Here is a 24,786-nt window from a genome sequence, read left to right on the forward strand (position 1 = left end):
ACTACAATTGCGGTCAATATGCCGCAAAATCTAATAAACATCACTATTAGCAACTTTAGTTACAATAATTAATCTTAGTTAATACCATTAACCTTTGCTGCAAGGCGCAGGCTTGGTATTGTATTGGGTTATACCAACCCGCTGAGCAATAGCTTATTTTTGAGTTTGGTACTATCACTTTACGTTTTTACTGTCACTATTCAACGTCACAATAACATTTAGAATAGGCATAAAAGCACCTAAATCGGGCACAGACCCAAGGATATTTTAATGCGTAAAACACTTATTACCACGGCAGTTAGTGCTGCACTGATACTTAGCGCGTGTTCAGAACAATCAGCAGACACCGCCATGGCAGCCAAAACTACCGCAGATGCATCAAAAACAATGACCAAAGCACCTGCTATTGCCGACAACGTTCTGTTAACGCCAAGTCCTTTACAATACATGGCTCCACAGTTCGACAAGCTAAAAGCGAGCGATTACTTACCTGCATTTGAGCAAGGCATGCAAGAACACAAAGCTGAAATCGCCACTATCACCAACAATAGTGAAGCGGCTACATTCGAAAACACTGTGGTTGCGTTAGAAAAAACCGGCGCTATTTTAGACCGTACTCAACGGGCGTTTTTTAATCTGACAGGGCTTATTTCAGACGACAACTTTATCAGTGTCGAAGAGCAAATTGTGCCTAAATTAACGGCACACCAAGACAACATCTACCTTGATGAAAAGCTATTTGCTCGCATCCAAACTATTTATAAAAACAAAGCCACCCTAAAAGGCGAAGACTTACGCCTAGTTGAAGTCTACTACGACCGTTTTGTACGTGCCGGTGCTGAGTTATCAGTTGCAGACAAAACAACCATGCGAGAGCTAAACGGTGAGCTCGCTAAATTTGAAACCAGCTTTTCGCAAAACGTTTTAAAATCATTTACAGATGACGTTATCCTCATTGAAGATAAAGCTCAACTTGATGGCTTATCAGACAGCGACATCGCATCATTGGCCGCTGCAGCAAAAGATGCAGGTAAAACCGGTTACATGATCACCTTAGTGAACACCACCACTCAGCCGCTTCTGTCTAGCCTTAAAAACCGTGATGTACGCAAACAGCTATGGGAAACCTCAGCGTATCGCGCCATGGACACCAATGCACCGTTAAACATCAAAATTGCCCACCTGCGTGCACAAAAAGCCAAACTACTAGGCTACCCAACATGGGCGGCTTATGCCCTTGGCGATCAAATGGCCCAAACTCCAGAAGCGGTTTATGGCATTCTTGATGACTTAGCCCCTAAAGCTCTGGTTAAAGCGCAAATTGAAGCAGCAGACATTCAAGCTGAAATCGTTAAAGACGGCAAAGACTTCAAACTTGAACCGTGGGACTGGGCTTACTACGCAGAAAAAGTACGTAAAGCTAAATATGACTTAGACGACGGCCAGGTTAAGCCATACTTTGAAATGAACACCGTATTAAACGATGGTTTATTCTTTGCGATGAACAAGCTTTATGGCATTACAGTTAAACCACGCACCGATTTGCCTGTATGGCAAAAAGACGTGACGGCTTACGAAATATTTAACCAAGACGGCAGTTCTATTGGTCTATTCTATTTAGACCCATATGCACGACCTGGTAAACGTGGTGGCGCATGGATGGACGAGCTAGTTAGCCAGTCATTCTTGAAAAACACCAAGCCTGTGGTCTATAACGCGCTTAACATCCCTAAGCCAGCCGAAGGTCAGCCAACACTGATGACATTCGATGAAGTGAGCACTATGTTCCATGAATTTGGTCATGCTATTCACGGTCTATACTCACAAGTTAACTATCCAAGCTTAGCGGGCACTTTAACTGCACGCGACTTTGTTGAGTTTCCATCACAAGCCAACGAAGACTGGAGCATCGAACCACAAGTGCTAGCCAACTACGCTAAGCATTATCAAACTGGCGAGCCTATCCCTGCTGAGCTACTTGCAAAAGTATTAAAGTCGCATACCTTTAACCAAGGTTTTGGTACGGTTGAATACCTAGCCGCTGCGCTACTTGATATGGAATGGCACTCAATAGCTGCCGACACAGAAATCACTGATGTTGCAGCCTTTGAAAAACAAGCGCTAGCCAAACACGGTTTAGATTACACCCCAGTGCCACCACGCTACAAAACCACCTACTTTAGCCACAGCTTCGGCGGCGGTTACTCTGCGGGTTACTACGCGTACTTATGGACTGAAGTGTTTGCCGCTGACTCGTTCTCTTACATGATGTCACACGGTGGATTAACCTTAGAAAATGGCCAAAAGTACCGCGACACTATTTTGTCAAAAGGTAACAGCCAAGATCTGATGCAAAGTTACATCGACTTTACGGGCAAAAAACCATCAACTGATGCCTTATTAAAGCGTCGTGGTTTAGTTAACTAAAATACCGAAAATGCTTAGCCTCTCGATTTTAGTGGTTCATTAAGTCGAGAGCTAAGCGAACAAACAAAAGCGGAACAGTAGTAAGTGGGTTGTTAAAAAGAGTGAATATTGTGCAGTTGTGAGCTTTTTTGGCTCATTTTGCACATTTGTTGTGCCATTGAACACTTCAAGGCTTTACATTTTCGCCAATACCCTTATTATTCACCGCGTTCGGAGGGATGGCAGAGTGGTCGAATGCACCGGTCTTGAAAACCGGCAACGGTTTATCCCGTTCTAGGGTTCAAATCCCTATCCCTCCGCCACATTAAATACGAGAAAAGCCGTTGATTATCAACGGCTTTTTTTGTTTTTGGCGTTTGAGGGGCTCTCCATAAGGATTGACTCAGACAATGTATCTTTATCGAGCACCCAACAACGTATACTTTACACGTATCTGTTTAGCCAAATATTTACGCGACAAGGGCTTTCCCTTTGACGTAAAAGTCTCCTTACTCACTCGTGACAGAGCAGAAGCAGTCATCCGTAACATTGATGTTGCCGGAGCACTCAAAAAAATCATCAAGTCTATTGACCATCAAACCCGTATTAATGACTTTATTCGCTACGTTGATGAGGTCATTAACAATCTTAGAGCTCAGTTTGATGCAGCTGATCCTGATATTACATTCAACATCACGCAAAAACCTCATTCTATCCCCATTAGAGAGACTAAATTGTCTCAGCATCGTGAAACTACCTCTGTGGCGCAAGCAAAGCCTGTTATTGGGTTAAACGAAGCATTAAGCGCATTTATTATCTCAAAACAAAAATCAGCCATTAGGCCTCTGTCTATCAAGCAGCTTGAGCAGCGTACTCGGCATTTTATTGATACCGTATCATCAAAATCCATTCTTAAAACCAAGCTTAAAACTGATGATAAATGTGTGCATGACATCACCAGTGCTGATGCGATGACCTATCGCGATGAGTTACTGACCCAAGGCCGAAGCTACAAAAGCAATAAAGAGTACTTAGCTGCCATATTTCAGTTCTTTAAGTGGTGCCAGTTAATGAACTATTGCAACCACAACCCCTTTGAAAGCGTTACTGTCGGACAAAAACCAAAAGCTAAACCGAATCAAGCTAGAGACCGCTGGACGCACACTGAACTTAAACGACTACTTCGCAGCTCATCATTCAAGGCTTCAACAACCGATTTCAAATGGGTCACCCGTTTGATGCTTTATGGTGGTTTAAGGCCTTCAGAAGCTTGCCAGCTCAAACCTGGAGATATCAAACTAATCGACGGCATACACTGCATTAGCATTGATGACAGTGGCGCTGTACAACGATTAAAGAACCTCAATGCTAAACGTTATGTGCCAATACATCAGCACTTGCTTGAGCTAGGCTTTATTGCGTTTGTTGAGCAACGAAAAACAACACATACCCAGCTGTTTGATTATAAACCTGTAGGCATCATTGAAGATTGGTCAAAAACTTACTGTAAACAGCTCGCCAAGCTTCAAACCGAAATCGGCATGCAAGCGAATCAGCGTCCAACCGCCTACGGCCTAAGACACACGTTTATCGATGAAATGAAGCAATTAGATATCAGTGAGCACATCGTGGCGCAAATCGTCGGTCACGCTAATCCCAACATCACTTTCAGTCGTTACGGCAAAGATATAAACGTTGCTGCATTGCTTAAGGATATTGAGAAAATTGACTATCAAATTTGATGATCGGGTGTGGTTAATAAATAAACTTTAAACCTAAATTAACAATCTGTCTCGATTGGCAGTAACAGTGTCAGTTGAGGCACAAACACTGCCAAAGCTGTCATTATTTCGCTACAGCAGAGAGCGAGAGATTTGGCTGTTGAAAATGGCTCGCAGTCGGTGAGTGCGAAGCAAAAAACAGCCCACAATTATGTGGGACTAGTACGTAACCCGGTACGCTTGTATCCCACTTTTTGTTCCAAAAAGGTCGGATACAAGCTCGGGCAAGGGGAAGCCCTTTGAACCCTATAGGCGCAATCTACTGGTATTTTTTATTGTAAACAACTTAAGGTGTGCCAATTTTGAATTGAGTAGTTCATTATTCTAATTGTTGGTATATTTGGGGTTATCACAAATCCAGCCTGAAATGTTACATGGCTATTGATTTGGCTTCACTAATAACCTTATTCTGTGATTCAGTTGCCTTCTTGATAACCTCAGCATACACACGCTCTTTCTCTGCAGAACTTGCGTTCATAACAAAGGCTGAAAGCTTAGATGTGGTAACTTTATTTTTAGATACATTTGTCGACATAGGTTTCTCACATAAAATAGTCTAAAAAATAGGCTCAGGAGGTAAGTTTAACAGCCTTATTAATTCTGTGCGAGTGTATTCATTCCTAATATGATGCTCTACCGCTGTAATATTGTCATGGTAAATATGAGTGCTACCATCGTTGTTTTTTATAAGTAAATCTATCTTAATCGAAGCACCGTATTTGGTTTTGACTTGCCTAACGACTTTTTGTGAATTTAAGAATTGATCAATAAATATAGAGGGTAAAATACCACGGCCTTCAAGCTTTTCTCTTGCTTGTACAAATTCCCAAGCTAATTCAGGCTCTTGATACACAAAAATAATGAGTACTGCTCGATTTCGCATTAAGGAGCGATCAATATTTTTGCAGGCAACATCAAAGTTTGACAACGTTCCATCTAAAATAAAGCTTTGGTCATTATTGAAAATTCTGTCTAAAGTGCGTTCAACTATAAAACTGACTGCTTTTTGAAACAAATACGAGTTTTTACCTGTGTATTCTTGGAAGTAAACTCTTAGTTCATCAGGGTCAAGTCTTATAATTCCTGTTTCATCAAACACTTCAATAAACGCCTTTGACGCCTCTGTTTTACCTGCGCCAGGAGAACCACACATAAAGATAGAGACAGGCTGTTGATCTGCTGGATATTTGCCTAAATCGGTTAGTTCACGTGCTATACGAGTTCGATTTGCTTTTGCAAATATAATTGCTTGAGTTTCAATTTCAGTCTCTTGCTCTGTCATAGCCTGTGGTAACGTTTCTAGAATAGAACAGCATGATACCAGTCAATATAAATTGGGTATAAATATATCTGAGTTTTTTATACGCATGTTAATCGACAATGCCACCGCCTATCGTTTTGACGACAATGGTTATTTAATCGAAGACTACCAACGTTTTACTGATGGTTCCGAGCAATCACTGCGCATAGTCGATGAGTACAGCGCCTTTGGCAGTATTAATCAACAAACGTTCAGTAACCATTATGTTCAACAGTTTAGCCGTAATTTAGCCGGTTCACCGACGAGTATCTGTACCAGTTCTTCTGGAGGGTGCAGTACTATCGGGGTGCAATACTTAAATTATGATTATGATGGAATGGGTAATTTAGCCTTTCAACACAATGTGATTACCCAGTTCAAAGAAAGCTACAACTATGACGAGCTCATGCGGGTTGATGACTCAACTAAAACGTACAAAGGTATCACCTATGCTGCGGTTAATTATGACTATGACGCCGCAGGTAATATCCTTGTTAAAGGCGATTACGGCAGTCAGTATCTTTACGGTAGTGTAGGCAAAGGTGCTGGCGGTAATGCAGGCCCTAACGCCATTAGGCAGTTTATTCGTGGTGGTACAAAAACCTTCACCTATGACAATAACGGTAACAGGCTCACCGGTGATGGCGTAACGTTAACCTATAACGACCAAAACAAGCCGTTAACGGTTGACCGCAATAATGTAAAAAGTACATTCAGTTACGATGCCAATGGTAACCGCTATAAACAGGTTAAGCAGCAAAACGGTAGTGTGGTATCGACCACGTATTATGTGGGCAGTTTTGAGCGTGAAGTGACCTTAAGCAGTACGGTAGATAAAACCTACATTGGTGACCACACCATTAAGATGAAAGCCCATGTGGGCAGCTTAGGTAATCAATCACCGTTCCAGCATGTACTGCGCGACCATTTAGGCAGTGTCGATACCTTGATGGATGCCAGAACCGGAGCAGTATTACAGCACCGAGGTTATGATGTGTTTGGTCGTCCAAGAGACATCGCATCAGGTAATGCGTTATTAAGTAGCTGGCAGGGGGTAACCAAAGGCTTTACAGACCATGAGCATTTGAACGAGCAAGAGCTTATTCACATGAACGGGCGGATTTACGATTTCAACATCGGTCGCTTTTTAAGTGTTGACCCGTTTTTGCAGTTCCCAGAGAATAGCCAAAGCGCTAATCCGTATTCGTATATTTTGAATAATCCGATGAGTGGGGTTGACCCGACTGGGTATAGATCTGAAGAATTAGACGAGGTTATATCAGGTAAGGCGTTTGAGAAGCTTGAGAAAGATGAAAGTGGTAATCTCTATGTGACAGCTGATGGGGAAACTTATAAATTAACTTCAGTCTCAAATGGCGAGAAGAACTTTTCCATATCATTTGACGGTAATGGTGGCGGTACCGCGCAAGTTGGTAAGGTGTCTGGGGCAGTTAACCTGCATAAAGGAGATAGTGGTACTAATGTAAATCAAAACCAAGACAACTCAGGATTTGGTGCTGATGATGCCGCTTCCATTGGGGTTGGGTTTACTCCTGTTGGCATAGCAGCCGATGTATATACTGCGGTAACTGGTGAAGACTTCTTCACTGGCGAGGATGTATCTGGTTTATGGAGATGGGCTGGGCTAATACCATTCGCTAGTGAGGCTAGAAAGCTAGGCAATGTCGCTGAAGCCGTGGGTGATGCCGCAACCCAGACTATTAGGCAATCAAATCACGTTAGCAACGTCATTCGTGCTCCCAAAGAAATCCCCGGTATTTCAGGTCTTAATAGGGTCAAATCTAAGACCCCAATTCAGGGTGGAGGCGGCCTTAGGGAAAGATGGAAAGACAAGAAAGGGAAAATTTACGAATGGGATTCGAGGCATGGCGAATTGGAAATGTACAATAAATCAGGTAAGCACCTAGGTTCATTTGACCCGCAAACAGGCAAGCAATTAGGTGATGCGATTAAATCCAGAAATATCAAGAAATTCCTTTAGGTGAATAATATGAGTAAGTGGTATGTCGTATGGTACGAGAAGAATGGCGAAAAAATGATTGGTGAACAATCAATTGCGTTAACTCTACCCGAAATCAGAGAAGTGCTTGGTGTAGAGGCTGACAATCCATTAGAGGGGTGCTGGCCAGTTAAAGAAGGTGCAGCGAAGCATTTATCCGAAAGGGTAGATATGACTATAAACCTCGTTAAGTTTGATTACTTCCTAGAGTCATATAGTTAATCTTTTTAGCGAGCAGCCTATAGTTGCTCACTAACTTCATCATTACTAGCAATTTCTAATAAATAAGACACCCATAATTATTTCATACCAACTACGACTATGACGCCGCAGGTAATATCCTTGTTAAAGGCGATTACGGCAGTCAGTATCTTTACGGTAGTGTAGGCAAAGGTGCTGGCGGTAATGCAGGACCTAACGCCATTAGGCAGTTTATCCGTGGTGGTACAAAAACGTTCACCTATGACAATAACGGTAACAGGCTCACGGGTGATGGGGTAACGTTAACCTATAACGACCAAAACAAGCCGTTAACGGTAGACCGCAATAATGTAAAAAGCACATTCAGTTACGATGCCAATGGTAACCGCTATAAACAGGTTAAACAGCAAAGTGGTAGCGTGGTATCGACCACGTATTATGTGGGCAGTTTTGAGCGTGAAGTGACCTTAAGCAGTACGGTAGATAAAACCTACATTGGTGACCACACCATTAAGATGAAAGCCCATGTGGGCAGCTTAGGTAATCAATCACCGTTCCAGCACGTACTGCGAGACCATTTAGGCAGTGTTGATACCTTGACATTAAATAACATGGCCACCCATTCTAACTGGCTAAATATTGAGCGCTCCACTACGCTTTATTTACCCTTTCCAAACGGTAATTAAAGATGGCCAGACCAAGACAAACCCTCGTGAGTTTAGAAGATACGCCTTACTATCACTGCTGCTCGCGTGTGGTGCGTAAGGCATTTTTATGTGGTTTTGATAAATCTACAGGTGAGAACTTTGAACATCGGCGTGAGTGGGTCGATTCACGCATTCTTGAGTTAGCGACCATCTTTGCTATTGATATCTGTGCTTATGTCGTGATGAGTAATCATTTGCATGTAGTGTTGAAAGTCGATGCTGACAAAGTAAAACAGTGGTCAGATAAAGAAGTGCTCACTCAATGGCACAAAGGTTTTAAGGGCACGTTACTCACGCACAAATACCTTAAAGAGGAAGACCTTAACCAGCTTGAGCTTCAAACGGTTAATGAATGCATTACCGAATATCGACAACGCTTAATTGATATCAGCTGGTTTATGCGCTCACTCAGTGAGCCCATCGCCAGAATGGCCAACAAAGAAGATAAGTGCACAGGCCGATTCTGGGAAGGACGTTTTAAGTCTCAGGCTTTGCTTGATGAAGCCGCAGTTTTAGCCTGCAATAACATGGCCACCCATTCTAACTGGCTAAACATTGAGCGCTCCACTACGCTTTATTTACCCTTTCCAAACGGTAATTAAAGATGGCCAGACCAAGACAAACCCTCGTGAGTTTAGAAGATACGCCTTACTATCACTGCTGCTCGCGTGTGGTGCGTAAGGCATTTTTATGTGGTTTTGATAAATCTACAGGTGAGAACTTTGAACATCGGCGTGAGTGGGTCGATTCACGCATTCTTGAGTTAGCGACCATCTTTGCTATTGATATCTGTGCTTATGTCGTGATGAGTAATCATTTGCATGTAGTGTTGAAAGTCGATGCTGACAAAGTAAAACAGTGGTCAGATAAAGAAGTGCTCACTCAATGGCACAAAGGTTTTAAGGGCACGTTACTCACGCACAAATACCTTAAAGAGGAAGACCTTAACCAGCTTGAGCTTCAAACGGTTAATGAATGCATTACCGAATATCGACAACGCTTAATTGATATCAGCTGGTTTATGCGCTCACTCAGTGAGCCCATCGCCAGAATGGCCAACAAAGAAGATAAGTGCACAGGCCGATTCTGGGAAGGACGTTTTAAGTCTCAGGCTTTGCTTGATGAAGCCGCAGTTTTAGCCTGTATGGCTTATGTAGATTTAAACCCTGTCAGAGCCAAAATGGCTGCAACCCCAGAAACCTCTGATTACACCAGTATTCAGCGCCGTATCAATTCAGCAATAAAAGGCGAGCAACCAGCTGAGTTATTACCGTTTGTGGGTAATGAGCGACTCAATATGCCTAACGGGCTCATGTTCAGCGTGAAAGACTACATTATACTGGTTGAAGATACCGGTCGGATTATTCGAGAAGATAAGCGTGGCGCCATTAGCTCAAGCAGTCAGGATATATTGAATAGACTCAACATCCCCGCAGAGAATTGGCTTAAAATCACCACTGAATTTGGTACATTATTTAAAGGCGCTGTCGGCGCATTACCTGCCTTAACCGAATACTGTGAGCATTTGGACCGAAAACGACGACAAGGCGCGGCAAATTGTCAGCGCTGGATGTGCGCTTAAGCATTAATTCTTGAAAAACCACCATATTCCTTCTACTTGATTGATATCAAGATTTCCTGCTGTGCCGGATTCTTCAAAAGAAGAATAAAGCATTAATTTAACGATAATTTTTAACCATATTGATTAAATTTGGTGAGTTGAGTACATCGAGCGTAACCCTCGCCAAAGCCATGAAAACGAGTTATGTTATTTATTCAAATAATGGGTGGCTAGCTTTTTATTTATTCAAATAATGGGTGGCTAGCTTTTTAGTGATTTTTAACTTTAGGCTAAATATAACGGGGAAATGATTCATCTACTTGCAGCTGCTGATAGAAGCACAACAGCTGATTGCGATAGCTGCAGTTAACTTTGTTTTTTCCAGCAATCATCACTTGGAAATAGGTGAGTACCTGTAGATATATCAAGTGGTTTTGCTAACCAATTCTTTGTTGTTTCCACCCAGCGGACAAAGTGAGGCGTTTTTGTGTGTTCTTCAAAGGTCGCAGCATCTTTATAGACCTCGTAAAGATGAAGGAGGTTAGGGTCTTCTTGATCTTGAACTATGTTAAAGAGGAAGCAATTTGGTTCATTTTGCACTGAACCGCGAGCATCATCAAACATGGCTTCAATAAACTCATTTTTATGTTCAGGTTTAATAGTAACTTTTACAATTACAGCAAACATTCACTTCTCCTTTGGTTATAAAATCTTGTTGAATAATAATATATTATGTAATTGTTCCATTAATTTTAACTAGCTATTAATGATAAGATTTTACGTAGATACCAGATCAAAAATAGCTAAAGTTAAACTAATTGAGTCTGCTTTTATAGGCTCTTTAATACTTTAATGACTTCGCTAGGCTCTTGTCTTAATGTGTAATCTACTTCAACAAAAGCACTCGCTATTGTGCCATCTTGCGCGACAACAAATGTTGCTGCTAAAGGTAAGTCAAACTGGTTTGCACCATTATGTTCTTCTACGGCAATACCAAACGATAAATAAACAGGACGTAGCTCTTCAGGTAATGTAAAAACTAGGCCTAAATCTTTAGCGTATTGAGCGTTAGTATCTGTTAATACCTCAAACTGTAACTCATTTTTTTCAGTGGTTGAAAGTGATGCGTCAGCTAGCTCTGGAGTAATTGCAACTAAAGTTGCGCCAAGTGCTTTAATTTCTTCAAGTGAGGCTTGATATTCACGTAACGCTAAATTGCAGTACGGGCACCAGCCACCGCGATAAAAGGTAACAACAACAGGACCATTCTCTAACAAGCTTGATAATGACACATCAGTGCCTTGCGCATTAATCAACGAAAATTCAGCCAGCTTATCTCCCTTTTTAGGCGTGTTTAATACAATACCTGAATCAGCAAGATTTTGTGTCGCTTGCTGCATTAGTCCTTGTATGTCTTGAGGTACATTTTCAGTAAAACCTTTTTTAAATTCGTTTAATTTTTCTGTTAAAGCCATGTTAGATCCTAATATTGATTAATTTTGAACGCTTATTCAATCATATTTTGAGTGATCGTTCAAGTTGTTTTTTCAACAAACATTCAAAGTATTGCTATATAGGTTAATAGTGTTAATAGTGTTAATACCAATGATAATGAATACATTGGCTTAGTGCTGCACTCATTCACTTAAAGGGGATAACGAGCAGGGCAACCGCATGAATGTACGTTTTTTGTTCACAATGAATAGTATCATTACAGAACCACTTCCAATCACACATGAAGTGATAACGTCCTGAACAAATGTAGTTTTAAAAACATACTGAATCTGTTCGTAAAACGTTCGCGATCTCGCCCTGGGATAACTAGGGCCTGTTGATCTTTCAAGGTTATTTTTGCAGCGAATTGTTGGCCATTACTCACATATACAACTGCGCGGCAGAGACTTTGAGGTGTAGTTATTCTACATAAAAAGTCGATAACACAGTAAAAATGGCCAACAAACGCTGCCCGAAGGGTTCGGCTAAAAACGTTTTACTCTTTGTTGAATGCATTTTGCTTAGATGACTAGGCATCAATCCATTCGCCTCGATTAAAACGTTTTTAACTCGAACAAAATTCAACCAGCAAAGATCAACAGGCCCTAGTGAGTAACTGTAGAATGTCTAAAACACAGTTTGATAGACAAGCTGTATTGCAGTAGACGGATATCAAGCTTCCACATGAGTGTTTAATGGTGGTAAATTAATTACTTAGTTGTAATCAACTTTAAGGTTTAAAAAGGTATCTGTTGGTAATGACGTTGTTAACAGCCTGACCATTAAGCCTTATAATGATTTAATAGCAGACATAATGGCTACTATTAAAGTGGGTTGTGAACACGTTGTAGTCTCTGTGGCACGTGGCTTCAAGAATTACATAACGTTTAAAATTAATACTTTATAATTCAAAGGATGATAACAATGAACAAGCAGATCTCACTTATTGTACTTAGCTTAATATTTTTAGCGGGTTGTACTGGCACGGTACCGACATTAGGCATAAATGATAGCCAATTGGCATCTTGCCCTGATTCACCAAACTGCGTCAATAGCCAACAACAAGCTAGCGATGAAGAACATGCTATAGCACCTATTAATTTCATCGGAACCCCGCAACAAGCACAAGTGCGTCTTTTACACATACTCAAAACAGCAGAGCGAGCAAATATTGTTGTGGTTGAGGACAATTATATTCGCGTAGAGTTTACCTCGCAGATAATGCGCTTTGTTGATGATGTTGAGTTTTATTTTCCAGCAACCGCATCTGATAACATAACTATAGATGTCAGATCTGCTTCACGTATTGGCCGCTCAGACTTTGGGGTTAATCGTGAGCGAATAGAACAAATTAGAAATGAATTTAAGCAACAATAATATTTTATAAAGGCGATTTATAAGATAAAGTTTAGTGAACGTCTAGCGCGACTATCTTTAACGAAAATAGACTCGATAGAAGCGACTTTTTATCGAGTTATTAAACAAAATTATCTGAATCGACTTATACTAAGGCGTTATTTTTTCATTAGTCATATTAGTTTTAGATATCTTGGTTGTCGTCTAATCAATTGTAATATTATCAAAGTCTGGAGTAAGAATGAATAGTAAAATTATTGGTATTGTACTGGTTATTGCTGGCGTTTTTTTAGCTATCTGGGGCTACAATATTTACGATGCAGCGAGCTCTCAAGTTACGCGAGCATTGAGCGGTGATACGCCGCTAGAAGCTTGGGCAGGAATGGCTGGTGGTATTATTTGCATGTTAATTGGTATCACCAAGCTAAAGTAAATAAGCCCTGGTTAAGCATGCAGTAAAAGTACTCCACACTAATGATTATCTTGTGTGATAACGATCGTTTTTAGTGCCATTAATACACATAAGCCTTTCGCCAATCAATAGGCTAGTTTGACGAATTTGACTGCGATGCAGTCAAATTTAGCTCAACACTCAGCAGCGCCATCTACTTTGTATTCCTATAATTCTCTAATAATTAATTTTGCACCAGCAATATTGTTGTATCACCGTTAATAAAGTAAGCGTATTGTTAACTCAAGCCCATTACCTTAGGATATTGAATGGATTTACGCAGTCTAGAAACAGAAACTAAATCAAGCATTCGGATGAAAAGACGAGCTAGAGTCGATTTCTTTTTTGGAACACTATTCATTGTTATGATGGTCATTATCTCTTTTGTATTCCAAATTGATTTGGTCGAATCTGTGTATTTATTTACCCGTAGTCATGAAGACTGGGAGATGGATGAAATTATTTTTAGCTTTCTATGGATAGCAATAGTTGCAACGATTTACGGAATAAGGCGTGTACTGGATATAAGAGAGGTTAATAAAGAAGTCTCTCAACATGCATATTATGACTCACTTACAGGTCTACCTAACCGCAGCTTAGCTCAATACCATTTAGAAAAATTATTACAACGCGCTAATAGATCACCATTAACTGTGTGTGTCATTTTCATAGACCTAGATAATTTTAAAGATATCAACGACTCCTACGGACACGATGCCGGTGATCTACTGATTGAAAAGGTTGGAAAAAGACTTGCTTCAGTAGTGAGACACGATGAAACTGCGGCTCGGCTAGGTGGCGACGAGTTTTTAATCATTGGTGTATTTCCGCAAGGTTCTGCCAATATAGAGGCCTTAATTAATCGAATCGAAAGCTGTCAGCACGCTCCCTTCAATATCAATGACCGAAGTATTTCCACGGGGTTTAGTATTGGTGTCGCCCTTTCACCACAACATGGAGATTCAGTTCAAGCTTTATTAGTAGCCGCTGATAGTGCAATGTATGAAGCCAAACGTAATAAGCGTGATACCGCGTGTTACTACACCAATGAAATAGGACAAAAAATAACGGAACGCTATCGATTGTCTTCGCAATTAAAACAAGCTATTAAAAATGAGCAATTGTATTTAGTCTATCAACCTATCGTATGTCTACTCTCTGGAAAGATTAAAGGTTATGAAACTCTTACGCGCTGGAACTTAGATGGCACTCTCATCAATCCAGAACTGATCATCTCGTTGGCAGAGGATATTGGTGTGTCTGAGGAGTTCTTTAAGTGGCTACTAAAAACGACATTAGCAAGCTGTAATCACTTTTTAAAACCCGATCAGTTTATCGCTATTAATGTGTCTGCGAGACAGTTTTTGGATATAAACTTTCTTATCAATACACAATATATTATCTCTAAATATAGTCATGTGAAGATTGAATTAGAGATCACAGAAAGCTCATTAATTGCCGACTTTACAGAAACGATCAATAGAATCGATTCGCTAAATACGCTTGGTATAAAAGTCATGATTGATGATTTTGGTACTGGTTACTCGTCGTTAAGTCGATTAAAACAGCTCAACGTAGACAAGATTAAAATTGATCGATCTTTTTTACACGATGCCAGTAAAGATCAAAAGAGTGCTGGTATTTACCAGAGTATTGTAGACCTTGCGCATAAATTAGATATTGATGTTGTGGCTGAAGGGGTTGAAACTACAGAGCAATTACTTTTTTTACGTCAATTTGCGCCTATTTATATGCAAGGTTATTTATTCCAAAAACCACAAATAAATACCAAGCAAACCGCCGAATTTATCATTCAGGATATAATTTTAAATAGCTAGTTATCATTGACTAACTATGTTGTAGCAATAAACATTGCAGTGAATAGACATTGCAATGTTTACGTTGAGTTTTCATCTAATCAAGTGACTCGCTCAGCTTATCATTTAACAAGTCTACTCTGTCCTGCCCCCAAAATGGTTCATTTTGGTAGATGTAAGTGGGTACGCCCAATACGCCTTTTTCAATAGCATCGACCGTGTTAGCTTCATATATTACATCGATGCTGGTTGACAGCGCTTGCTGTAATACACTGTCAGCATCGACATTAATTGAAGTGAGGATATGCTGGATAACGGCTGTATCGGCGATGTTTTGCTCTTGGGCCCAACATGCTGCTAAAACCTTACCGATAAACTCACCAACATCTTGTTCTGTTTGCTGCAACACAATAGCGCATCGATCGGCCAAACTTGGATCTGCGGGGAAAAAAGCTGGATGTAGATTAAGGGCTAAATCACGTTTTTTGGACCAACGGCCAAGTTCAATTAAGCGATAATCTTGTCGGGCTTGTGGCCGTTGCTTTACGGGTAACACACCTAATACCCCAAACAATTTTGCCAACTTAATAGGCTTATAATTAATAGCGATGTTGTGCTGATTAGCCAACGAAGTAAAAGTGTTATGGCCTAAATAAGCGTAAGGAGAAAGGCTAGTAAAGTAATAATCTATTGCTGTGCTCATAAGTCGCATTACCTTGTTGTTAATGGTTTAGTGTTGCATATTAATAATCTGCGGCCAATATTACTCACCCGTTAAGCACAACTGACAACGTACTCATTCAGGGGCATCAATCATTTGCGCGAGTTGATATCCACCTTTTAATCAAGATTTTTTGCCTGCTAGGTTAATCCATTTTATATACCAGAGTTTAGATAATGAGCGGCTTAAGAAATAAAAAGCGCCGATTGACGCTTTTTATTGTTAAGAGAGTTAGGTAAACACAACGCCATTATTTAGCCTATGATTTCACTGCAATAACTCAACTTATTGGGCTGGATTAACCCCAGGGATGACTTCATCAACTTTAAATCCAGCTTTTGCTGATTTAATCACGTCAACGGCTTCAGATGTCAGCACGTTATTACCTGTCAGGAGATCATTTAAATTACCTGATTCAGCATTTACGAGTCCCAATTCGCGCAGCATGGCGTCAACCACTGGTGCATTAGCACGGTAATTTAAGGCCGCCGTTGTTACTTGCTCAGCAATACCACCTTGAGATTGATTGCCTCCACTCGTGCCAAACTGATTGCCAGTTCCATAACCTTGTAAAATTTTAATGCCTTCGATATTTTCAAGAGGCTTAACCGATTGAGCAACAATTTCCGGTAAGGCTTTTAATATCGCTAATGACTTTTGCAGTGCAATTTGTTCGTCGCGCAGTACGTTTTCAGCTTCGTACAAGGCTTGCTTACCTGCCGCTTCTACTGCATACACTTTTTCATCGGCTTCGGCTTGAAGCTTCTTAGCATCGGCACTTGCACGTGCTTCGATTAAAATGGCGCTGGCTCTGTCTTCTGCGGCACGTTTTTCTGATTCAGCTCTAACGGTAACCCCCACGGCATCGCGCTCAGCTTCCTTACGGGCGTCAATCACTTCGATGTCTTTACGACGATTAGCTTCGGCAGTTTGACGCGCAGTAATCACCGCTTCTTCTTTCTCGACTTTGATTTTTTCAGCTTCAGCTGCACGAGCGCGTGCTGCCGACTCTTCTTCCGACTTTGCCGCTACCGCAATGCGTCTTTCTTGCTCAGACACTTCAATATCGCGCTGCTGCTGAATACGAGATTGCTCAATAGACTTAAATTTTTCAATCTCACGGGTTTCGATATCTTTGGTTTTTTCAATTTGAGCGGTTTCAATAGCACGCTCTTTTGTAATTTCAGCCTCACGTTCTTCGCGGGCTTTATTTTCTTTCTGCTTAATGATCTCTGCTTTTTGGTCTGCACGTTTAAATTCAAGTGACTGCTGTTGAATAAGGCGAGCTTCTTCTTCAGACTTTTCAATTTCTAAGGATTCTTTTTCAGCCTCAAGATTTCTCTGCTCTATTTTTATGCGGTTTTCTTGCTGAATATCATTGGTTTCTTTACGTTTTTCTTCAATAATTTTAGCTAGGCGCGCACGACCTTCGGCATCAAATGCATTGTTTTCGTTAAAAAACTGCAATTCAGTTTGATCAAAACCAGTAAGTGAAACAGACTCAAGTTCTAAACCGTTTTTCTCAAGGTCATTGGCGACATTATTTTGCACTCGCTGTACAAAATCGGACCTTTGCTCATGCATTTCGGTCATGGTCATTTCAGCTGCAACCGCGCGTAACACATCAACAAACTTTGATTCCATAAGCTTTTTCAGCTCTTCGACGCGGTTAGTTCTTGTGCCTAGTGTTTGCGCTGCCATTGAGATGCCTTCAGAATTAGGCGCGACCCGTAAGTAAAAGTCAGCTTTAACATCCACGCGCATTCTGTCTTTAGTTATTAGCGCGTCTTTTTGCGTTTTTTCAACTTCAATACGTAAGGTGTTCATATTGACTGAGATGGTTTCGTGCAACACTGGTAGCACAATCGCGCCACCATCTTTAATAATTTTTTCCCCGCCAAAACCGGTACGTACAAATGCCATTTCTTTGGAGGCTCGTTTGTATAATTTAGCAAAAATAAGCCCAATGATTATTAAACCTAACATTACTAGACCAGCAATTAACAAGATAAAGCCGCTTCCAGAATCAAAGTTTATTAACGTTTCCATTTAATTTCCTTTTAAATACAACAGAGTGATTAAATAATGTCATCACAATGACATTATTTTTGAGAATATAGAGTCATTTTTTAAGTTATCTAACTCGTGCGGCAGTCCACACCTTGCCTTTATGAGCTAATAGTACAACTTCCACGCCACGGACAAATTCAACCCCCACGTCTTCTGGTTCAACTAATACATAATGTTTTTGTTGAAATTCATCACGCACCATTGCCTCTGTCGGCCTGCCTTTAACTGCGCGACCTTGAGTAATCGTCGCGACACAGCCACCCAAAGCATTAACAGAAATAGCCGACGTTTCATTTTTAGGAAGGATATTGGCAATAGCATTGCCGAGGAAATGGCTAGAAATACACGTAATAATTAATGCGATAGGTACCACAATAAGTCTTGTAAGCAGCTCAGCAGAGATTTGTAGGCTTATAAAATTAATAACATAGCCAGTAATAGCGAAGCTACTTAATGCCAATACCAGCCAAATAAGTAGTGGCAAACGATTAAGACACAGCCAGCCTAATAAGCCTGTCATTCCGGTTACAGAGACCGAAGTATCAACATCAACATCAGCATCAAGATCTGCCGATAACGAGTTATCTAATGCACTAAAAATGCTTAATCCAGCAATCATTGCAATTAGTTCAAATATGCCCAACATAACAACAATTACCAGTGCAATTGAAAAGGGCGTATTTTCATGAGCGATCAAAAATGCCAGCATTGTTCCTCCATTAACGATGTGAATTCCATTCATTTGTAAATTATCACGTTATATTGCAATAGGATATCAAGCAATGACGCTTTTAAGAATAAAACCGAATCAAATTGGCTAGTTTTCATCACGATAGAGCGTTAAAGCCACATTTCTAAATTAAAATCGATTATTATAAATCGATCATTACCCATAATAGTTTTGTTATGGTCACCCTTAAAATATCAGCGATGAGCGGATTTTAGCGCCCGCGATATTGGCATGATAAAGCACATATCCTATCAAAGTAATAAATAGCGAAGTGGTCACATCTGATATTTTATGGCTCATTAACACGGCTCCTAAACTGTAAATAAGCCGTAGTCATCGCTTGAGCATCTTCCACTTGCGGATAGTGACCTAAGGTTGGCATGGTGGTGATATTGGCATTAGGGATCAATTGGCGATAATGATCGATCATATGTTGACCCGAGATCGGATCTAGCGCGCCAGCGATCAGTTTTATCGGTATCGTGCTGTTAACCATTGCCCCAACCCAACGTTCACGGTTTTGCTGCCGTTGGGTCATATAACCAATCAGCTTATGCATCACTGACAAACCATTATTGTGATTTAGTAATTGCCATAGAGTATCGATAACGTCTGGCGTTGGTGGTGTCGATGGCCCAAATATGTGCTGTAAATTAGCAGCAAACTTTTGTTTATTGATCAATTTAGATACTAAAGGCCCTAGTGGTGACAGTAATAATTTTTGGATTAATATTGGTTTATGAGTTTCAGGAAATAAGCCACCATTTAAAAAACAGACACTTGCGATGTGCATATTATTGCCGCCATCAATTTGCCTTGCTAGCAGCTCTTGCGCGACCGTATCACCATAGTCATGAGCTAAAATATGATAATGGCTAACGCCTAGCTGTTGTAATAATGCCTGATAAAGATCAGCTTGCTCAGAGATCAAATAACGTGCGGCTTTGGGTTTATCTGAAAATCCAAAGCCCAACATATCAAGAGTGATCACGTAATAATGCTGGGTAAGTTGATGCCACATGCCCTCCCAGTCCCAACTGGCGCTAGGAAAACCATGAATAAGCAATAATACAGGCGCCTGACAATTTTCCGAACAACGAGTAAAAATCTGCTGGCCGTTAATTGATACAAATTTCCCCTGCTGTTGCCATTCACTCAGTGTGATCATCGCGATGTTATCCTTTCACTAATAGTGTATTTACCATCGATTAAAATCTCTCATAGATCCAATATTCTGACTTTAACTCAATAGCCTATATATTAATCTAAGTTGAGCCTAAATATTCTATTCACTAGCTGACTATATACCATTAGGCAGTGATATTATCTCTGCCTAATATTTCAAATGATCCATTCTAATTAGCTAATAGTCATTGCCAATAATGATTTGCGCGGGAGCATCGGTGTTAACAGATCCATTATTTTGGTTAGTGGCTATTCCAGCTGTATTAATCACAGGTATGTCAAAGTCAGGTTTTGCTGGCGGTGCCGGCGGGTTAACCGTGCCGTTGTTAGCATTAGCGATTAGCCCTGCGGCTGCGGCTGCCGTGATGTTACCATTATTGGTTTATATGGATTTTTTAAGTGTGCGTTCGTGGTGGGGGAAACAAAACACAGCACAATTATGGATACTATTGCCTGCAGCTATTATGGGTATTGTTATAGCTTACCTGTTATTTGACCAACTTAATGAACAATACTTACGCGGGTTACTTGGGGTGATTTCATTAGGTTTTGGTATTTATGGCCTCACCTTAGGCGAGTGGTCACAACGTAAACCCTCCTCGCTCATGGGGAAAATTTGCGCCACCATTGCCGGTTTTACTAGCTTTGTAGCCCATGCAGGTGGACCACCATTAAATGCCTATTTAATCCCACTGCGTTTGGCTAAAACAGAATACTTAGGCACTGCGGTAGTTTTTTTTGCGGTTGTGAATGCTGTGAAGTTAATTCCCTACAGCATGCTAGGGCAAATTAACTTGAGTAATTTATTAGTCTCAGCATCATTGGCACCTATCGCATGGCTTGGGGTAAAACTGGGGCTGCGCATTCAAGATAAGTTTGATGAAAAACAGTTTAAAAAAATCATCCTAAGCTTAATGATAGTGGTAGGTATACGCTTATTGTGGACGGCACTGATACCATAATTGATGTGGTAATATTTACTTATTATGTTAATTCAGAAATTGATCGATTAAATAGATCTATTTAATTAAACCATCGTAATATTTGATATCGCTATAACAAGCTCCACAATATAAAAAGGTAAGATATGAGCACTGATAATCGCTATTTTTATGAACCTAGCAAAGGTCATGGTCTACCACATAATCCGCTGAATGCCATTATTGGCCCGCGTCCTATTGGTTGGATTGCCAGGGCAAGATCACGAAGCTTTACCTTGACTTAAGTTTGTGATCTTATACTTCTTTTTAGTAAGAAGTAAGTTAACCCATGTCGCAACTACAGCTATTCAAGTACTTTTCAAACATTGATGACCCCCGTCAACAAGGTAAAGTTGTCCATAAACTCTTTGATATCCTATTCCTTACCCTCAGCGCAGTGATTGCTGGATGCCAAGGCTGGGAAGAAATTGAGGATTTTGGACACGACCGTCTCGATTGGTTACGCAAATTTGTCTCTTTTGAAAATGGTATTCCTAAACATGACACGATAGCGAGGGTTATCAGCACTATTGATATGAGTACGTTTCAATCCTGCTTCTCTAAATGGATGCAAGAGTGCCACCAGGTCACTGCTGGACAAGTGATTGCTATTGATGGAAAAAGATTAAAAGGTTCATTTAATCAGTCTGATAGAAAGGATGCCATTCATATGGTGAGCGCATTTGCTTGTGAAAATGGTGTGGTGCTTGGACAGCAGAAAACCGACTGTAAATCCAATGAGATAACCGCCATCCCAGTGCTGCTTGACTTGTTAGAAATAAAAGGTTGCCTAGTCACCATCGATGCCATGGGATGTCAGAAAGCGATAGCTCAGAAAATTTTGGATAAAGAAGCGAATTATCTGCTGGCACTTAAAGGCAATCAGCCTATGTTGTTTTCCCAGGTAGAGAAATTATTAGGACCAGAAATCAGCCGACAGTGTCAGGATGGAACGCTATTTCAGGAAGCGGATTACCAACGAAATAGAGAAGAGTACCGGTGCTGTATTGTGACCAATGACATGAGTCAAATCCCCGCAGCGGCAGATTGGCCAATGTTAACGACAGTTGGGGTGATCATTTCTTATCGAAAAGAAAAAGGCAAAGTATCCAAAGCGTTAAATTTTAGATACTACATCAGTTCAGCCACGTTAACGGCAGAAGAGTTGGCAGCAAGTGCCCGAGAGCATTGGAGTATCGAAAATGGATTGCACTGGAAACTTGATGTTGGAATGAAAGAAGATGATTGTCGTATCCGACGTAATGGTGCACCGGAAATCATGGCAGGTGTTAGGCATGTTGCAGTGAATCGTCTTCAGTCAGAGACAAGCTTTAAGAAAGGAGTAAGAGCAAAACAAATGAAAGCCAATCGCAACACCGATTACCTTGAAAAGGTTATTTTTGGCAAGTGAATTTTCATGCTCTTACCCTGGTTGGATTGCTTCTCGTAATGCCCAAGGCCATCGAAACCTGGCGCCTTATAGTTTCTTTAACTGCTTTAATTACGATCCACCCATTATTGGTTTTGCTAGTGTTGGCTGGAAAGACAGCGTGGCTAATATTGTTGAAACCGGCGAATTTGTATGGAATTTAACAACCCGCAGTTTAGCCGCGCAAATGAACCAAACCTCGGCGCCATTAGCTCACGGTACTGACGAGTTTGAATTTGCCGGATTAACCCCAGTTGCAGGTAATATTGTTAAAGCAGATCGCATTGCACAAAGTCCAGTTAGCTTTGAGTGTAAACTGTCGCAATGCATTCAGCTAACGACGGCTAATGGCGATAAAATCGATAGTTGGTTAGTGCTGGGTGAAGTCGTGGCTGTACATATTGAAAAATATTTACTCAGCCCAGAGGGGATTTACCAAACGGCATTAGCAGAGCCAGTATTACGTGCTGGTGGGCCATCGGCTTATTATGGTATTTCAGATGAGCAGCGTTTCGACTTACATCGTCCTACACTATAAGCGTAAAACAATTAAGGCTACCCGTTGGTAGCCTTATTTTTTAGCATTCTTCGAGCTGATAATTAGAATTGGTAATGTAAACCCAATGCTAATTGTTCAATTTCAGCATCAATATCATCAACATAGCCATACTCATCAATATCAAGATCGCCTTTGCTCATATCGTAGCTTAAACGAAGGTTAAGGTTTTCAGTTAATGCGGCATTAATCCCAACGCCATAGGTAAAGCCAATACCAGAAGCCGTAAAATCATCATAATAACCATCAACAACAACCGCCATTGATGCCACACCTACTTTAACAAAAACCGAAAATGTCTCATTGAAACGCGCAGTAAATGTGGGGGCAAACGTTAGTGCACCTGCTACGATATCAAAATCGTCTTCACCTACATCGGCCGCAAAAAAATTACTTTCTAAACCAAACCAATCGTTAAACTGATAACCACCATAAACGCCGAATCCTGTTGCTGATTCAGAACTGTCACTATCACCAGACCCTAATTCTGTTTTATTTATTGCACCGCCGATATAAAAACCGGTGCGATCTGAGGCCATATCTGTATTGGCAAAAACAGGGGTAGCTAAAACCGCACACATCATTGTGGCTAAAAGAGATATCTTGTACATCATTGTTCCTTAATGACATTGAAATAAAAATCGACCGCATATTACCACAAATAATTTAACGTAAGCAGCTAATATAATTATCTTTATAATCAATTCAATGGGGTTTCTGTCACTGTGTATTTTGCTGAGTTCAAAATAGCTAACAGCAATACCAACCTACTACAATCAACCCTTATTCATTATATTAGCTGACAATTATCAGACGCTAAAATGAACGCATAAAGTTTGTTATAATCTATCCAAGCATACTTTTTTTTGAGACAACGTTGAACATTTCAGACAGTATTTTACAACGTGTTAGTCATGCAATAGGCGCGACAGCAATAACTCATATCGAGTCGATACAACCTCTATGGGGTGGTTACGGCCAGCTATTTAGGGCCTATGTAACGGGCAAACCTTATCTGTCTGTTATCGTAAAATACATCTGCTTCCCTCAACCTGCATCGCACCCTAAAGGGTGGAACACGCCGCTATCGCATCACCGTAAATTACAGTCATATCAAGTAGAAGCTAATTGGTATCAACACTATGCTAATGCACACGCACTTAATTCATTTTGCCCAGTGCCGCGTTACTTATATGTAGACCAACAAGCCAATGAAACCCTATTAGTATTACAGGACTTGCATACCCTGGGGTTTACCCAAGTTAGAAAAACCGCCACAACTGCCACCGTACTCGCGTGCTTAACGTGGTTAGGGCATTTTCATGCTAAATACATGCACGTAGAGCCAAAAGAGCTTTGGCCTATTGGTACATACTGGCATTTAGATACACGACCAGACGAGTTAGCGGCTTTAGCCGACAGTCCACTTAAGTCCGCGGCTCATCTTATTGACCAAACCCTGAAACAAGTGACATACCAAACCCTAGTCCATGGTGATGCAAAATTAGCTAACTTTTGTTTTAGTACCGATGATCGCGCTGCGGCGGTAGACTTTCAATATATTGGTCAAGGCTGCGGGATGAAAGACGTGGTCATGTTACTAAGCAGTGTTTTGAACTATAACGAGCCAGAAAGCTTAATTAATGACTATCTTGATCATTACTTTGTTGCTCTGGCACAAGGACTCACTGAGTTTCATCCTCATCTCAATCCACTTGATGTACAACAGGCATGGCAGCCACTATATTGTGTCGCCTGGGCTGATTTTCAGCGTTTTGTCAAAGGCTGGAGTGTGGAACATTTCAAAATAAACCCCTATACCGAAGCGCTAACCGAGCAGGCCATTACACTACTTACCCTAGTAAAAAACCACTAATCGAAGATTAATTGACCACCTAAAGGCTATTGTTGTTTTACGATTGGCTAAGCTTGCTATTGACGTCTACAGTTTACCAACGCTGTAGTCATTGTTGCCCCTCCTTATGATTGATTATGCAACAAACCCGACTCTCTTTATTTGA

The 24,786-nt window shown here is 40.8% G+C and carries 22 protein-coding genes, 1 tRNA gene and 2 pseudogenes; 16 read left to right on the forward strand and 9 right to left on the reverse strand.

All coding sequences use genetic code 11. The annotated features are described in order from the left end of the window. Positions 1–270 precede the first annotated feature (270 nt). The 3 genes from EGC82_RS20005 (at position 271) to EGC82_RS20015 (ending at position 4,148) form a co-directional block, all read left to right on the forward strand. The gene (locus tag EGC82_RS20005; RefSeq protein ID WP_124732308.1) at positions 271–2,427 is read left to right on the forward strand and encodes a M3 family metallopeptidase; all 2,157 of its coding nucleotides are present in this window, start codon (positions 271–273) and stop codon (positions 2,425–2,427) included. A gap of 212 nt (positions 2,428–2,639) precedes the next feature. Continuing rightward, positions 2,640–2,729, forward strand: a tRNA-Ser gene (locus EGC82_RS20010). Between the two features lie 87 nt (positions 2,730–2,816). Further along, positions 2,817–4,148 carry a tyrosine-type recombinase/integrase gene (locus tag EGC82_RS20015; protein WP_124732309.1) on the forward strand — a complete coding sequence of 444 codons (1,332 nt, stop codon included), beginning with the start codon at positions 2,817–2,819 and terminating at the stop codon, positions 4,146–4,148. Between the two features lie 409 nt (positions 4,149–4,557). Here the strand turns inward: EGC82_RS20015 and EGC82_RS21305 are convergent, their stop codons facing one another. Together EGC82_RS21305 and EGC82_RS20020 are read right to left on the reverse strand one after the other, a co-directional pair. After that, a complete protein-coding gene (locus EGC82_RS21305; RefSeq protein ID WP_164839172.1) occupies positions 4,558–4,722 on the reverse strand; it encodes a hypothetical protein in 165 nt (54 codons plus the stop codon). A 21-nt stretch (positions 4,723–4,743) separates the two neighbouring features. Next, a complete protein-coding gene (locus EGC82_RS20020) occupies positions 4,744–5,469 on the reverse strand; it encodes a zeta toxin family protein (RefSeq protein ID WP_124732310.1) in 726 nt (241 codons plus the stop codon). An 85-nt stretch (positions 5,470–5,554) separates the two neighbouring features. On the opposite strand from EGC82_RS20020, the gene EGC82_RS20025 reads away from it, so the two are divergent. The 5 genes and pseudogenes from EGC82_RS20025 to EGC82_RS20045 all read left to right on the forward strand — a co-directional run bounded on the left by EGC82_RS20025 (position 5,555) and on the right by EGC82_RS20045 (position 9,997). Then, positions 5,555–7,489: a colicin E3/pyocin S6 family cytotoxin gene (locus EGC82_RS20025; RefSeq protein WP_124732311.1), complete on the forward strand. Its 1,935-nt coding sequence runs from the start codon at positions 5,555–5,557 to the stop codon at positions 7,487–7,489. Positions 7,490–7,498: 9 nt separating this feature from the next. Beyond that, entirely contained in the window at positions 7,499–7,729 is a 231-nt protein-coding gene (locus EGC82_RS20030) for a DUF7683 domain-containing protein (protein WP_124732312.1), read from the forward strand. Positions 7,730–8,127: 398 nt separating this feature from the next. Beyond that, a complete protein-coding gene (locus tag EGC82_RS20035) occupies positions 8,128–8,394 on the forward strand; it encodes a hypothetical protein (RefSeq protein WP_124732313.1) in 267 nt (88 codons plus the stop codon). A 2-nt stretch (positions 8,395–8,396) separates the two neighbouring features. Continuing rightward, positions 8,397–8,936 (forward strand): annotated as a pseudogene (locus tag EGC82_RS20040) (transposase); the annotation flags it as partial. 83 nt (positions 8,937–9,019) lie between these two features. After that, positions 9,020–9,997, forward strand: coding sequence for a transposase (locus EGC82_RS20045; protein ID WP_124732315.1), 978 nt, complete (start codon positions 9,020–9,022; stop codon positions 9,995–9,997). Between the two features lie 345 nt (positions 9,998–10,342). Here EGC82_RS20045 and EGC82_RS20050 read toward each other — a convergent pair whose 3' ends face one another. After that, positions 10,343–10,663, reverse strand: a complete 321-nt coding sequence (locus tag EGC82_RS20050) for a putative quinol monooxygenase (protein ID WP_124732316.1) — start codon at positions 10,661–10,663, stop codon at positions 10,343–10,345. Positions 10,664–10,806: 143 nt separating this feature from the next. Further along, the gene (locus EGC82_RS20055) at positions 10,807–11,451 is read right to left on the reverse strand and encodes a peroxiredoxin-like family protein (RefSeq protein WP_124732317.1); all 645 of its coding nucleotides are present in this window, start codon (positions 11,449–11,451) and stop codon (positions 10,807–10,809) included. Between the two features lie 943 nt (positions 11,452–12,394). Between EGC82_RS20055 and EGC82_RS20065 the strand changes: the two genes are divergently transcribed. The 3 genes from EGC82_RS20065 to EGC82_RS20075 all read left to right on the forward strand — a co-directional run bounded on the left by EGC82_RS20065 (position 12,395) and on the right by EGC82_RS20075 (position 15,115). Then, positions 12,395–12,847 (forward strand): DUF1499 domain-containing protein, encoded by a 453-nt coding sequence (locus EGC82_RS20065; RefSeq protein ID WP_124732318.1) that lies wholly within the window; start codon positions 12,395–12,397, stop codon positions 12,845–12,847. Positions 12,848–13,067: 220 nt separating this feature from the next. Continuing rightward, positions 13,068–13,259, forward strand: a complete 192-nt coding sequence (locus EGC82_RS20070; protein ID WP_124732319.1) for a DUF3185 family protein — start codon at positions 13,068–13,070, stop codon at positions 13,257–13,259. Between the two features lie 287 nt (positions 13,260–13,546). After that, positions 13,547–15,115 carry a putative bifunctional diguanylate cyclase/phosphodiesterase gene (locus EGC82_RS20075; RefSeq protein WP_124732320.1) on the forward strand — a complete coding sequence of 523 codons (1,569 nt, stop codon included), beginning with the start codon at positions 13,547–13,549 and terminating at the stop codon, positions 15,113–15,115. A gap of 76 nt (positions 15,116–15,191) precedes the next feature. Here EGC82_RS20075 and EGC82_RS20080 read toward each other — a convergent pair whose 3' ends face one another. The 4 genes from EGC82_RS20080 to EGC82_RS20095 form a co-directional block, all read right to left on the reverse strand. Beyond that, on the reverse strand, positions 15,192–15,797 hold the full coding sequence (locus tag EGC82_RS20080; protein ID WP_124732321.1) for a 2-hydroxychromene-2-carboxylate isomerase: 606 nt from the start codon (positions 15,795–15,797) through the stop codon (positions 15,192–15,194). A gap of 303 nt (positions 15,798–16,100) precedes the next feature. After that, positions 16,101–17,864, reverse strand: a complete 1,764-nt coding sequence (locus EGC82_RS20085; RefSeq protein WP_124732322.1) for a flotillin family protein — start codon at positions 17,862–17,864, stop codon at positions 16,101–16,103. Positions 17,865–17,949: 85 nt separating this feature from the next. Beyond that, on the reverse strand, positions 17,950–18,594 hold the full coding sequence (locus tag EGC82_RS20090) for an OB-fold-containig protein (protein WP_124732323.1): 645 nt from the start codon (positions 18,592–18,594) through the stop codon (positions 17,950–17,952). 310 nt (positions 18,595–18,904) lie between these two features. Beyond that, positions 18,905–19,783, reverse strand: a complete 879-nt coding sequence (locus EGC82_RS20095; RefSeq protein ID WP_124732324.1) for an alpha/beta fold hydrolase — start codon at positions 19,781–19,783, stop codon at positions 18,905–18,907. 235 nt (positions 19,784–20,018) lie between these two features. Between EGC82_RS20095 and EGC82_RS20100 the strand changes: the two genes are divergently transcribed. The 4 genes and pseudogenes from EGC82_RS20100 to EGC82_RS20115 all read left to right on the forward strand — a co-directional run bounded on the left by EGC82_RS20100 (position 20,019) and on the right by EGC82_RS20115 (position 22,747). Next, entirely contained in the window at positions 20,019–20,762 is a 744-nt protein-coding gene (locus EGC82_RS20100; RefSeq protein ID WP_124732325.1) for a sulfite exporter TauE/SafE family protein, read from the forward strand. 125 nt (positions 20,763–20,887) lie between these two features. After that, positions 20,888–20,992, forward strand: a pseudogene (locus EGC82_RS20105) (flavin reductase family protein); the annotation flags it as partial. Positions 20,993–21,069: 77 nt separating this feature from the next. Continuing rightward, entirely contained in the window at positions 21,070–22,191 is a 1,122-nt protein-coding gene (locus tag EGC82_RS20110) for an ISAs1 family transposase (protein WP_124732326.1), read from the forward strand. Next, positions 22,181–22,747, forward strand: coding sequence for a flavin reductase family protein (locus EGC82_RS20115; RefSeq protein ID WP_244212500.1), 567 nt, complete (start codon positions 22,181–22,183; stop codon positions 22,745–22,747). Before EGC82_RS20110 ends, EGC82_RS20115 begins: the two co-directional genes overlap by 11 nt. A 62-nt stretch (positions 22,748–22,809) precedes the next feature. Here EGC82_RS20115 and EGC82_RS20120 read toward each other — a convergent pair whose 3' ends face one another. Then, on the reverse strand, positions 22,810–23,376 hold the full coding sequence (locus EGC82_RS20120) for a porin family protein (protein ID WP_124732327.1): 567 nt from the start codon (positions 23,374–23,376) through the stop codon (positions 22,810–22,812). A 266-nt stretch (positions 23,377–23,642) separates the two neighbouring features. Here EGC82_RS20120 and EGC82_RS20125 point away from each other — a divergent pair, with 266 nt between their 5' ends. Further along, positions 23,643–24,641 (forward strand): phosphotransferase, encoded by a 999-nt coding sequence (locus EGC82_RS20125; RefSeq protein WP_124732328.1) that lies wholly within the window; start codon positions 23,643–23,645, stop codon positions 24,639–24,641. Positions 24,642–24,786: the final 145 nt, after the last annotated feature.

This window comes from Shewanella livingstonensis (assembly GCF_003855395.1).
Classification (GTDB): Bacteria; Pseudomonadota; Gammaproteobacteria; order Enterobacterales; family Shewanellaceae; genus Shewanella; species Shewanella livingstonensis.

Bases quoted from the DNA above. Each gene is read 5' to 3' on its own strand.
- EGC82_RS20005 (WP_124732308.1), top strand. From the start codon at position 271: ATGCGTAAAACACTTATTACCACGGCAGTTAGTGCTGCACTGATACTT.
- EGC82_RS20015 (WP_124732309.1), top strand. From the start codon at position 2,817: ATGTATCTTTATCGAGCACCCAACAACGTATACTTTACACGTATCTGT.
- EGC82_RS21305 (WP_164839172.1), bottom strand. From the start codon at position 4,722: ATGTCGACAAATGTATCTAAAAATAAAGTTACCACATCTAAGCTTTCA.
- EGC82_RS20020 (WP_124732310.1), bottom strand. From the start codon at position 5,469: ATGACAGAGCAAGAGACTGAAATTGAAACTCAAGCAATTATATTTGCA.
- EGC82_RS20025 (WP_124732311.1), top strand. From the start codon at position 5,555: ATGTTAATCGACAATGCCACCGCCTATCGTTTTGACGACAATGGTTAT.
- EGC82_RS20030 (WP_124732312.1), top strand. From the start codon at position 7,499: ATGAGTAAGTGGTATGTCGTATGGTACGAGAAGAATGGCGAAAAAATG.
- EGC82_RS20045 (WP_124732315.1), top strand. From the start codon at position 9,020: ATGGCCAGACCAAGACAAACCCTCGTGAGTTTAGAAGATACGCCTTAC.
- EGC82_RS20050 (WP_124732316.1), bottom strand. From the start codon at position 10,663: ATGTTTGCTGTAATTGTAAAAGTTACTATTAAACCTGAACATAAAAAT.
- EGC82_RS20055 (WP_124732317.1), bottom strand. From the start codon at position 11,451: ATGGCTTTAACAGAAAAATTAAACGAATTTAAAAAAGGTTTTACTGAA.
- EGC82_RS20065 (WP_124732318.1), top strand. From the start codon at position 12,395: ATGAACAAGCAGATCTCACTTATTGTACTTAGCTTAATATTTTTAGCG.
- EGC82_RS20070 (WP_124732319.1), top strand. From the start codon at position 13,068: ATGAATAGTAAAATTATTGGTATTGTACTGGTTATTGCTGGCGTTTTT.
- EGC82_RS20075 (WP_124732320.1), top strand. From the start codon at position 13,547: ATGGATTTACGCAGTCTAGAAACAGAAACTAAATCAAGCATTCGGATG.
- EGC82_RS20080 (WP_124732321.1), bottom strand. From the start codon at position 15,797: ATGAGCACAGCAATAGATTATTACTTTACTAGCCTTTCTCCTTACGCT.
- EGC82_RS20085 (WP_124732322.1), bottom strand. From the start codon at position 17,864: ATGGAAACGTTAATAAACTTTGATTCTGGAAGCGGCTTTATCTTGTTA.
- EGC82_RS20090 (WP_124732323.1), bottom strand. From the start codon at position 18,594: ATGCTGGCATTTTTGATCGCTCATGAAAATACGCCCTTTTCAATTGCA.
- EGC82_RS20095 (WP_124732324.1), bottom strand. From the start codon at position 19,783: ATGATCACACTGAGTGAATGGCAACAGCAGGGGAAATTTGTATCAATT.
- EGC82_RS20110 (WP_124732326.1), top strand. From the start codon at position 21,070: ATGTCGCAACTACAGCTATTCAAGTACTTTTCAAACATTGATGACCCC.
- EGC82_RS20120 (WP_124732327.1), bottom strand. From the start codon at position 23,376: ATGTACAAGATATCTCTTTTAGCCACAATGATGTGTGCGGTTTTAGCT.